The organism is Myxococcus vastator (assembly GCF_010894475.1).
Lineage (GTDB): Bacteria > Myxococcota > Myxococcia > Myxococcales > Myxococcaceae > Myxococcus > Myxococcus vastator.
Genome location: NZ_JAAIYB010000032.1, coordinates 24,960 through 35,140, shown reverse-complemented (window position 1 = coordinate 35,140; position 10,181 = coordinate 24,960). Strand labels below are relative to the sequence as shown.

General features: G+C 71.0%; 9 protein-coding genes. 5 read left to right on the top strand and 4 right to left on the bottom strand.

The annotated features are described in order from the left end of the window. Positions 1 to 196: 196 nt before the first annotated feature. The 4 genes from G4D87_RS05435 (at position 197) to G4D87_RS05420 (ending at position 5,452) form a co-directional block, all read left to right on the top strand. The gene (locus tag G4D87_RS05435; protein ID WP_163779647.1) at positions 197 to 664 is read left to right on the top strand and encodes a (2Fe-2S)-binding protein; all 468 of its coding nucleotides are present in this window, start codon (positions 197 to 199) and stop codon (positions 662 to 664) included. Beyond that, entirely contained in the window at positions 661 to 2,874 is a 2,214-nt protein-coding gene (locus G4D87_RS05430; RefSeq protein ID WP_163779646.1) for a xanthine dehydrogenase family protein molybdopterin-binding subunit, read from the top strand. The genes G4D87_RS05435 and G4D87_RS05430 overlap by 4 nt, the downstream gene beginning before the upstream one ends. 177 nt (positions 2,875 to 3,051) lie before the next feature. Further along, positions 3,052 to 4,464: a Na+/H+ antiporter NhaA gene (gene nhaA / locus G4D87_RS05425; RefSeq protein WP_163779644.1), complete on the top strand. Its 1,413-nt coding sequence runs from the start codon at positions 3,052 to 3,054 to the stop codon at positions 4,462 to 4,464. Positions 4,465 to 4,603: 139 nt separating this feature from the next. Continuing rightward, positions 4,604 to 5,452 carry an alpha/beta hydrolase gene (locus G4D87_RS05420; RefSeq protein ID WP_205507439.1) on the top strand — a complete coding sequence of 283 codons (849 nt, stop codon included), beginning with the start codon at positions 4,604 to 4,606 and terminating at the stop codon, positions 5,450 to 5,452. A gap of 61 nt (positions 5,453 to 5,513) precedes the next feature. On the opposite strand, the gene G4D87_RS05415 is transcribed toward G4D87_RS05420, so the two are convergent. The 4 genes from G4D87_RS05415 to G4D87_RS05400 form a co-directional block, all read right to left on the bottom strand. Next, positions 5,514 to 5,933 carry a VOC family protein gene (locus tag G4D87_RS05415; RefSeq protein ID WP_163779640.1) on the bottom strand — a complete coding sequence of 140 codons (420 nt, stop codon included), beginning with the start codon at positions 5,931 to 5,933 and terminating at the stop codon, positions 5,514 to 5,516. A gap of 95 nt (positions 5,934 to 6,028) precedes the next feature. Continuing rightward, entirely contained in the window at positions 6,029 to 7,006 is a 978-nt protein-coding gene (locus G4D87_RS05410) for a sigma-70 family RNA polymerase sigma factor (protein WP_205507438.1), read from the bottom strand. A gap of 33 nt (positions 7,007 to 7,039) precedes the next feature. Next, entirely contained in the window at positions 7,040 to 7,702 is a 663-nt protein-coding gene (locus G4D87_RS05405; RefSeq protein WP_163779637.1) for an Isoquinoline 1-oxidoreductase subunit, read from the bottom strand. Further along, positions 7,699 to 8,949, bottom strand: coding sequence for an NAD(P)/FAD-dependent oxidoreductase (locus G4D87_RS05400; protein WP_205507436.1), 1,251 nt, complete (start codon positions 8,947 to 8,949; stop codon positions 7,699 to 7,701). The genes G4D87_RS05405 and G4D87_RS05400 overlap by 4 nt, the downstream gene beginning before the upstream one ends. A 206-nt stretch (positions 8,950 to 9,155) precedes the next feature. Between G4D87_RS05400 and aroF the strand changes: the two genes are divergently transcribed. Next, on the top strand, positions 9,156 to 10,181 hold the full coding sequence (gene aroF / locus G4D87_RS05395; RefSeq protein WP_163779633.1) for a 3-deoxy-7-phosphoheptulonate synthase: 1,026 nt from the start codon (positions 9,156 to 9,158) through the stop codon (positions 10,179 to 10,181).

Sequence of the window (10,181 nt, the reverse complement as noted above, 5' to 3'; positions counted from 1 at the left end):
CCAACCCGCCCTCCCGCGAGCGGTCTCCACCCGCGTCCATGACGGGTGCCGCAGCCGCTCTCCCCGGGATGTGCACTGCTTCACGGCATGGCAACCCGGTGGCGGGATATCGCCGCGTCAGGCCACATCTCCTCCGGGCCAGGGCATGCGTGCGATACGCTGCGGGGCCCACCGTCTTCCGGGAGGAGCAGGCGCCATGAGCTTCACCCTGAACGTCAACGGCCGCGAGCACGCCGTCGACGCGCCCGAGGACACGCCCCTCCTCTACATCCTGCGCGACGAGCTGGGACTTTACGGGGCCCGGTATGGCTGCGGCGTGGGCCAGTGCGGCGCATGTACGGTGCTGAGCAATGGCTCGCCGCTGCGCGCCTGCGTCGTGCCGGCGGCCACCCTGAGCGGCCGGAACCTCACCACCGTGGAGGGCTTGCGCGCGCCGGATGGGACACCGCATCCACTCCATGACGCCTTCGTGGCCGAGCAGGCCGGCCAGTGCGCCTACTGCATCCCCGGCATGGTGGTGACGGCGGCGGCCCTGCTGAAGGAGAAGCCCCGGCCCACCGAGGCGGAGATTCGCGCGGCGCTGGATGCCAACCTGTGCCGGTGCGGCTCACACAACCGCATCGTCCGAGCCATTCAGCGCGCCGCGGAGGCGCTGGCACGATGAGCCTCCGCCCGAGCCGCCGCGAGGTGCTCCAGGGCGCCCTGGTGCTGGCCTTCGCCCTCACGGGCCCACGCGCCCTGGGCGCGGCTCCGGCGACCACCCGACTCCCCGGGAGCCTGCGGCGCACCCGCGGCCTCGACGCGTGGCTGCGCATCGGCGCGGACGGCGTCGTCACGCTGAAGACGGGGAAGGTGGAGCTGGGCCAGGGCATCCTGACGGCGCTCGGGCAGCTCTGCGCGGACGAGCTGGGCGTCAGCATCTCGCGGTTGACCTTCATCTCCGGCGACACCGAGCTGTCGCCCTACGAAGGCACCACCGCCGGCAGCAACTCCGTCTCCCAGAGCGGCACCGCGGTGCGCTACGCGTCTGCCGAGGTGCGCGCCATCCTGCTGGACCTGGCCAGCAAGCAACTGGGCGTCCCGGTGGAGCAGCTGCGCGTGCGGGACGGCACCATCCGAGTGGGCGGCGGGAAGGGCGCCTCCGTCACGTACTGGAGCCTCGTCGGCGGGAAGGCCCTGAACCGGGAGGCGACGGGCACGGTGAAGCCCAAGCCTCCCATCGAGCGCCATCTCGCGGGCCGCTCGGTGCCGCGCGTGGACCTGCCGGGCAAGCTTTCCGGCGAGGCGAGCTTCGTGCACGACCTCCGGCCCGCCCACCTGGTGCATGGCCGCATCATCCGCGCGCCGTCCCAGGGCGCCTCGCTCACGGAGGTGGATACCGCGCGGGTGGAGCAGATGCCGGGCGTCCGGAAGGTGGTGCGTGACGGCGACTTCCTGGGCGTCATCGCCACGAAGGAGTGGCAGGCCATCCAGGCCGCGGCGGCGCTGGCGAAGAGCGCCCGGTGGCGCGAACAGGCCACCCTGCCCCCGGACCCGTACACCTGGCTGCTGGAGCAACCCAGCCACGACAGCGTCATCGAGGACACGGCGCGGCCCACCGACGTCGCGCCCACGCACACCTTGGAGGCGCGCTACCTGCGCCCGTACCAGATGCACGGCGCCATTGGCCCGTCCTGCGCGGTGGCGGAGTGGGACGGCGAGCGCCTCACGCTGCACACCCACAGCCAGAGCGTCTTCGAGACCAGCGCGGCCATCGCGAGGATGCTCCGCCTCCCGGTGGACCGGGTCCACGGCAAGCACCTGCCCGGCTCCGGCTGCTACGGCCACAATGGCGCGGACGACGCCGCCGCCGATGCGGCGCTGCTCGCGCGCGCCCTCCCCGGCCACGCGGTGCGCGTGCAGTGGTCCCGCGAGGACGAGCACGCCTGCGAGCCGTATGGCTCCGCGATGGTGATGCAGGCGCGCGCGGGCGTGGACGCGGAAGGCAACGTGCTGGACTGGGACTATGCGCTCTGGTCCACCCCCCACAGCACCCGGCCTGGAGGCCACCCCGGCAATCTGCTGGCGGGCCGCTCGCTCGCGGCGCCCTTCCGCATGCCCATGCCCGGCAATGGCGGGCCGCCGAACTACGCCGCGGACCGGAACGCCATCCCGCTCTACGCCTTCCCGGGCCGGAAGGTGACGACCCATCTCGTCACCCGAATGCCCTTGCGCGTCTCCGCGCTTCGGGGCCTGGGGGCCTACGGCAACGTCTTCGCCATCGAGTCCTTCATGGATGAGCTGGCCCACGCCGCGAAGGTGGACCCGGTGGCCTTCCGGCTCCGGCAGCTCCACGACGCGCGCGCGAAGGCCGTCATCCAGAAAGCGGCGGAGCGCTTCGGCTGGACCCCCGCGCCCAGGGCCCAGGGCCATGGGCGCGGCATCGGCTTCGCGCGCTACAAGAACCTCGCGAGCTACTGCGCCGTCTGCATCGAGGTGCGCGTCGACCCTGGAACTCACGCCATCCAGGTGCTGCGCGCGGTCCTGGCCGCCGACGCGGGCGAGGTCGTCAACCCGGATGGGCTCACCAACCAGCTCGAGGGTGGGCTCATCCAGTCGCTGAGCTGGAGCCTGAAGGAGGCGGTCCGCTACGACGCCCGGCGCGTCACCTCGCGAGACTGGCGCACGTACCCCATCCTCACCTTCTCCGAAGTCCCGCCCATCGAGGTCGCGCTCATCGAGCGTCCTGGGGAGCCGCTCCTGGGCGTGGGCGAGGCCTCCCAGGGCCCCACTTCGGCGGCCCTGGCCAATGCCATCTTCGACGCCACGGGGGCCAGGCTGCGGGAGCTGCCGCTGACGCCGGAGCGGCTGGCGGCGGCGCTCCAGGCGCGCTGAGGCGGCACCAAGGAGGCAAGCCCAAGCATGGCCCGCGCGCATGTCGACAACGCTCGACGGAGGCCGCGCGCCATGTGAATGTGCCGCCAAAGCTGAAGGGTGCGGCGATGCACGCCGCAGGAACATGGATGGTCGGGCCGCCATCCCAGCCGGCAACACCGCCGACAGGGTCCGCGCATGTCGACCGCCACGCCACCGGGGCAAGCCCCCCTTCCGCCCGAAGCCTGGGCCCCCCTGCATCGCCTCTCGCGGCTCGCGAGCCGGCCGCTGGAGCGCTTCCTCCACATCGAGGCGGCCAGCGGCATCCTGCTCCTCGTGGCGGCGGCCATCGCGCTCCTGTGGGCGAACTCGCCCTGGGCGGAGAGCTACGCGCACTTCTGGCACACGCCGCTCGGCATCCGAATGGGCGACTTCACGTTCGAGCGCAGCCTCGAATGGGTCGTCAACGACGGGTTGATGGCCATCTTCTTCTTCGTCGTGGGCATGGAGATTCGCCGCGAGGTCCACCAGGGCGAGCTGTCCGAGTTGCGGCGCGCCGCGCTCCCCGCCGCGGCGGCGCTGGGGGGCATGGTCGTGCCGGCGGGCCTGTACCTCCTCCTGGGGGGCGCTCCGGCCACCCGGTCGGGATGGGGCGTCCCCATGGCAACGGACATCGCGTTCGCGGTGGGCATCCTCACGCTCCTCGGGAGCCGGGTGCCCCCCGCCCTGCGCGTGCTCCTGCTCGCGCTCGCCGTCATCGACGACCTGGGCGCCATCATCGTCATCGCGCTGTTCTACTCGTCGGGCGTGGCCATCACGGGCCTGCTCGTCGCCGCCCTGGGAATCCTGGGGGTCTTCGCGATGCAGCGCCTGGGCGTGCGCTCGAAGTGGGCCTACGTCGTTCCGGCGTTCGTCGCCTGGGCGGGCGTCTACTCCGCGGGGATTCATCCGACCATCGCGGGCGTCATCGTCGGGCTCATCACGCCGGTGCGCGCCTGGCTCGGCACCGAGGGCTTCGTCACCGGTGCGCGGAGCGAAATCGAGCACATCGCCCAGGCGCAGCCGGGCACGCTCTCCTCCCATCACCTGTCCGCGACCTTGCGCCGCGTGGACGCCGCGCGACGCGAGGCCATGTCTCCTTCGGAGAGCCTGATTGCCACCCTGCATCCGTGGGTGGCGTTCGGCATCATGCCGGTGTTCGCGCTCGCGAACGCGGGCGTGTCGATTTCGAGTGAACCGCTCGACGCGGCCTCATGGACCGTGGTCGCCGCGGCGGCCACCGGGCTCCTGCTGGGCAAGCCCCTGGGAGTGATTGGGGCCTGCTGGCTGGCGCTGCGCTTGCGGCTGGCGACGTTGCCGCGCGGCCTGAGCATGCGCGACGTGCTGGTGCTGGGGTGCACCGCGGGCATCGGCTTCACCATGGCCCTGTTCATCGCGCAACTGGCCTTCACGGACGCGAAGCTGCTCGCCGCCGCGAAGCTGGGCGTGCTGGGCGCGAGCGGCGCCGCGGCCGTCCTGGCGCTCCTCCTGGGCCGGCTGCTCCTCAGCACCGCATCGAGGCCCGGCGCCGCGACGTCCGTGGAGGAGGCGGAGCGCTCGACGGTGATGTGACGGGCCGCGCGGGTGACAGGCATAGGTGACGGGCCATCGCGGTTGAGCGGGGCTCGCGCCTCCTGGCGACGCCTTCTGGGCTCGGGCACTATCCCCGTCACGAGCCTCCTTGGCTCGTCGAACACCGCGGGAGCAAGTGATGCGGACATCAATGACGTGGGTGGGGCTGCTGTTGCTCGTCCTGGGGGGCGCGTGCGCGACCACCCGGCCCGCCGTGGCCGAGCCCGTGCCGCCCCACCAGACCTTCACCATCGACTCCGTGAAGCTGAAGGAGGCCCGCCCCATCACCGTCTACCTGCCGCCGGGCTACACCACGTCGGCGGGCGCACGCTTCCCGGTGCTCTACATGCCCGACGGCGGCCTGAAGGAGGACTTCCCGCACCTGGCCACCACCGTCGACACGGCCATCCGCGCGGGCGAGCTGCGGCCCCTCATCATCGTGGGCATCGAAAACACCGTGCGACGGCGGGACATGACGGGGCCGACGACGGTGGCGACGGACCGGGAGGTCGCCCCCGTCACGGGAGGCTCGGCGGCGTTCCGGGCCTTCATCCACGAAGAGCTGATGCCGGAGGTGGAGCGCCGCTACCGGGTGACGCGGGAGCGGGCCATCATCGGCGAGTCGCTCGCGGGCTACTTCATCGTGGAGACGTTCTTCCTCCAGCCGGACCTGTTCGACACCTACCTCGCGCTGAGCCCCAGCCTGTGGTGGAACGCGGAGTCGTTGGTGAAGGGGGCCGGTGAATGGTTCGCGGCACGGCCGGACCTGCGCGCGGGACTCTATGTGTCCTCCGCCAATGAAACGGGCGACATCGTCCCCGCCGTGGCGAGGCTCCAGGACGTCCTCCGCGCCAGCGCTCCCGCGGGCCTGAAGTGGGAAGTCGAACCCCGGCCCGACCTGCGCCACGACAACATCTATCGGATGAGCTCGCCCAGCGTGCTGCGCAAGTGGCTGCCTCCCGTGGTGGCCGCCGAAAGCGCGCCCTGACACAGCGCCCGCGCGCCGCGCGGAAGCCCTGGGCATCCACGCGGCACGCCACGTCCGCTGGCTACTGCGGCGGCATCTGGTTCGGGTCCATCCAGGCCAGCTCCCAGTGGTGGCCGTCCGGGTCGTAGAAGCTCCCGCCGTACATGAAGCCCAGGTCCATGGCGTCCGCGGCGGGAGAGCCACCGTTCGCCAGCGCGGTCTTCACCAGCTCATCGACCTCCTCGCGGCTGTTGGCGGACAGCGCATAGGTGCCGGCGGTGCTCTGCTTCGCGTCGTGCAGGGGCTTCTTGATGAAGTCCTTGAAGCGGGGATGCGTGAGGAGCATCACGAACGCGTCCTCGCCCACCACCATGCAGGTGGCGTGCTCGTCGGTGAAGTCCTTGTTGAACTCGAAGCCCAGCTTCGTGAAGAAGTCCACCGACCGCTTCAAGTCGGCCACGGGCAGGTTGAGGAAGAGCTTTCGAGGACGGCTGACCTTCATGTTCGCCTCCAGGGCGGGTGGGTGACGAAGGCTTTGACTCCAGCGGCGGACCGAAATCATCGGTCCTTTTTCAGAAAGATTTTCCCCGCCCCGCCTTACCGAGGGAGCTCCTGGGGGAGCCCGAACCGCGGGAACAACGCCTCGGTATCGAGGAAGTGGGTCATCGCCGCGATGCGCCCACCGGACAGCTCCAGGACGATGAGCGACCACGGCGTGAAGGGCCCGCTGTCACTGCTCGCGTGGTACTGGCCGTAGGCCGGTGAGCCACAGGCCTCGGTCCGCACCAGCCGGGAGTCCTTGCAGACCGCCCCCCGCCCGAGGAACCAGCCGCGGATGGACGCGTGCCCCTGGAGCCACAGCGTGTAGGGGGGCATGGACAGGGTGACTTCCTCGTGAAGCAGCGCGGTGAAGGCGTCCATGTCGTAGCGCTCGAACGCGTCCACGTAACGATTCAGCAACAGGGCCTGCGCGTCGGACTGAGGCACCCGGAACTCGGAGTCCTCCAGCCCCAGGTCCGACACGGTCGCCCGGGCACGCTGGAGCGCGCTGTTGACCGAGGCCACCGACGTCTCCAGCGTCTGGGCAATCTCCGTGGCCGGCCAGCCCAGGACCTCGGCGAGCAGCAGCACCGCGCGCTGCTTGGGGGGCAGGTGTTGAAGCGCCGCGAGGAACGCGAGCCGGATGCTCTGGCGCAGCGACACCTGCTCGGAGGGGTCCAGGTCCGAGGGCACGGCCAGCGCGTCCGGAATGGGCTCAATCCAACTGTTCGCCGGCAGCGGCGTCAGCGGCCCGTCAATGGAGTACGCAGGCCCCAGCTCCATCGGCCGCGCGCGGCGCCCGCTCGCCGACAAGGCGTCCAGGCACACGCGGGTGGCGATGGAGTACAGCCAGGTCCGCGGGGACGCACGGCCCTCGAACCGGTCCATCGCGCGCCAGGCGCGCACCATCGTCTCCTGGACGGCGTCGTCCGCCTCCGAGACAGAGCCCAGCATGCGGTAGCAATGGCCGATGAGCGCCGCGCGGTGCTCCTCGAAGCCGAATGCCTGCTTCCCAGAATCCGGAAGGTCCCTCATCAATGGGCTGTCTATCAGGCCCATCAGGTCGTGTCAGGGGCTCGGGCAGGCGGCCCCCGTGTCAATCCATGCGCGGATGAGCTCACCGAACGCACGCTGAGTGCCTGGCACGGGCTCCAAGCCAGGGCCCGGGTCCCAACCCCACCCCACCAGGACGTCCTCGGCCATGTGGTGATGCAGCGCCTCCAGGGACTTCCCGCCGTTTCGCGCGGGGTCCTTGAGCTGCTCGCAAATCTTCCCCAGGGGCACGCCCACCCACGCCATCTCCGCTGGCGCCAGGGCCCACTTCGGATTGCCGGGCACGCTCCGCAGCGTCGTGCCCACCAGCGGTGTGTTGCGCGCCTGGTGGCACGAGGTGCAGGGCAGCCCGGGAGGGCCATGTCCCGTGGGCCCGCCCGTCACGGCGGGCACGTGCCGACGCTGGTCCATGCCCTGCAGGGGCACGCCATCGGCCGGGTGGCAGTTGACGCAGCGTGGGTGCGCTATCACACGCCCCGCCTCGACGAAGAGCGCGGCGGAGCGCTGCTTCTCATCCGTGATGGCGGCGAACGCGGACACGGGCTGGAGTGACGGCCCCGCATCCCGCGCCTGCGCCGCCTGCGCTCCCGAGGCCTCCGGTGCGCTCTTGGTGGACTTGCAGGCCACCGCCGAGAGGACGGCGCCCAACACGATGACGGAGCGCCCCGGGTATCTCATTCGCGCTCCAACTCTCTCATGACAGCCTCCGCGGCGCGGCGGCCCGACACCAGCGCGCCGTCGATGGAGGCATTGTCACGGTGGTCTCCACACACGAACAGCCCCGGTGACAGCCGCACCGGCCGGTGAGGCGGCTCCAGCGCCTCCGGAGGCTGCGCGGGCAGCGCGAGCGGAAGCGCGTAGGTGCGCAGGTGCAGCCAGGCGGACACGGACGGACCGAACCAGTCCGTCAGCTCCGCGAGCACCTCGGCGCGCAGCGTGTCCAGGTCCGGCGTGGCGCCGACCACGGACACGGACACGAGCGCCTGTCCCCGCGGCGCATACGCCGGTGACACCTCGCTCATCACCGCCACGTTGTTCACCCGGCCCCGGCCCTCGCCATTGAGCAGCAGCCACGGCCCCTCCACGGGCGGCTCCGGCGCGGCGAAGTAGAGGCACGTCACCCGGTTCATCACCGGTGGCACCATGCCCGGCAGCAGCCCCACCGCGCTCGCCGGGTCCGTGGCCACCACCACCGCCCTGGCGCCAATCAGCTCTCCGTCCGCCAGCCGCACGCGGTGCCCCCACACGTCCGCCACCGGCGCGCGCATCCGCAGCACGCCCGGCGGAAGGCGCGCCGACAACTGCTCCGGAATGGCGCCCATCCCCGCCTCCGGCACCGCCGCGTACCCGGACGAGAACATGCGGAAGACGAACTCCAGGAAGCGGCTGGACGTGGTCAGCTCCCGCTCCAGGAAGATGCCCGCGAAGAAGGGCCGCAGGAACGACTCTCGCAACGCCTCCGTGAAGCCCAGCTCGTCCAGATAGCGCCGCGACGTGCGAGACGGCCGCTGCCACACGTCCTCCACTTCACCGGAGAGCGCCTGTTGCCGCAGCTCCAGGATGCGCAGCTTGTCCCCGAACGTCCCCACGGGCGCGAACAGGTGCGCCAGCGCCTCCACGGGGCGGCGCAGCGGGTCCGCCACCGTGTGCAGCTTGCCACCCCGCCACACCTTGGCGCCGGGGATGAACCTGCGCAGCGACAGCGCCCCCAGGTCCAACGTGCGCCGGCCTTCCGGATATGCCGACAGGTACACCTGGAAGCCTCTGTCTAGCAGGAAGCCCTCATGGACGTCCGTGCGGACCCTGCCGCCCGGTGCGTCACTCCCCTCCAGCACCAGCACCTTCACCCGTGAGGCGACGAGCGCCCGCGCGCACGCCAGCCCCGCGAGACCCGCACCGACGACGATGACCTCCGGAGTCGACACGCGCGCGCCTCCCCACTTCCTGCTCAAGAAAAGCGCCCACGCTCGCTTGATAAGCGTGGGAGGCGCAAGGGAGACTCGGAGGCGGTTGCGGGCAACCGACACTTGATGCAGAAACACCGGCTGTTGCCCCTCACCCCCGTCTCACCCGGCGCCGGAATGCTCCCGGCCCACAACACCCCTCGGAGCGAGAGAAAGCAGGTAGCCCCATGTTGATCGTGATGCGACCCGACGCGACGGCCCAGGACATCGAGCGTGTGAACGACGAGATCCGCCGCCGTGGCTGGCAACCGCACGCGATTCCAGGGGGCACCCGCACGGCCGTTGGCATCACCGGGAACCCGGGCGCGGTGGAACCCGAGCCCTTCCGCGTGCTCCCTGGCGTCGCTGACGCCGTGGCCATCTCCCAGCCGTTCAAGCTCGTCAGCCGAGAGGTGAAGCCGGACGACACGCAGCTGCGCATCGGCGACCTGACGATTGGCGGCGCGGCCTTCCACGTCATCGCCGGTCCGTGCTCGGTGGAGTCGCGCGAGCAGATCCTCTCCACCGCCCACGCGGTGAAGAAGGCGGGCGCCACCATGCTGCGCGGCGGCGCGTTCAAGCCGCGCACCAGCCCCTATGAGTTCCAGGGCCTCAAGGGCGACGGCCTGGCGCTGCTGGCCGAGGCGCGCCAGGAGACGGGCCTGCTCGTCACCACCGAGGTGAAGGACACCGCGACGCTCCAGGCCGTCGCCGACGCCACGGACATCCTCCAGATTGGCGCGCGCAACATGCAGAACTTCAGCTTGCTGGAGGCCGTGGGCGACCTGCGCAAGCCGGTGATGCTCAAGCGCGGCATGAGCGCCACCATCAAGGAGCTGCTGATGGCGGCCGAGTACATCGTCGCCCGCGGCAACACGCAGGTCATCCTCTGCGAGCGCGGCATCCGCACCTTCGAGACGATGACGCGCAACACGCTGGACCTCAACGCGGTGCCCATGCTGAAGGCGCTCTCACACCTGCCCGTCTTCGTGGACCCGTCGCACGGCATCGGCGTGCGCAAGGCGGTGCCGGCGATGATGCGCGCGGCGACGGCGGTGGGGGCGGACGGCATCATCGTCGAGGTGCACCCCGACCCGCCGCGCGCGAAGTCGGACGGTGCCCAATCCCTGGACTTCTCCGAGTTCGAGAAGTCCATGAACGAGGTCCGCGCCATCGCCCAGGTGATGGGCCGCGAAGTCGTCCGGCTGGGATAG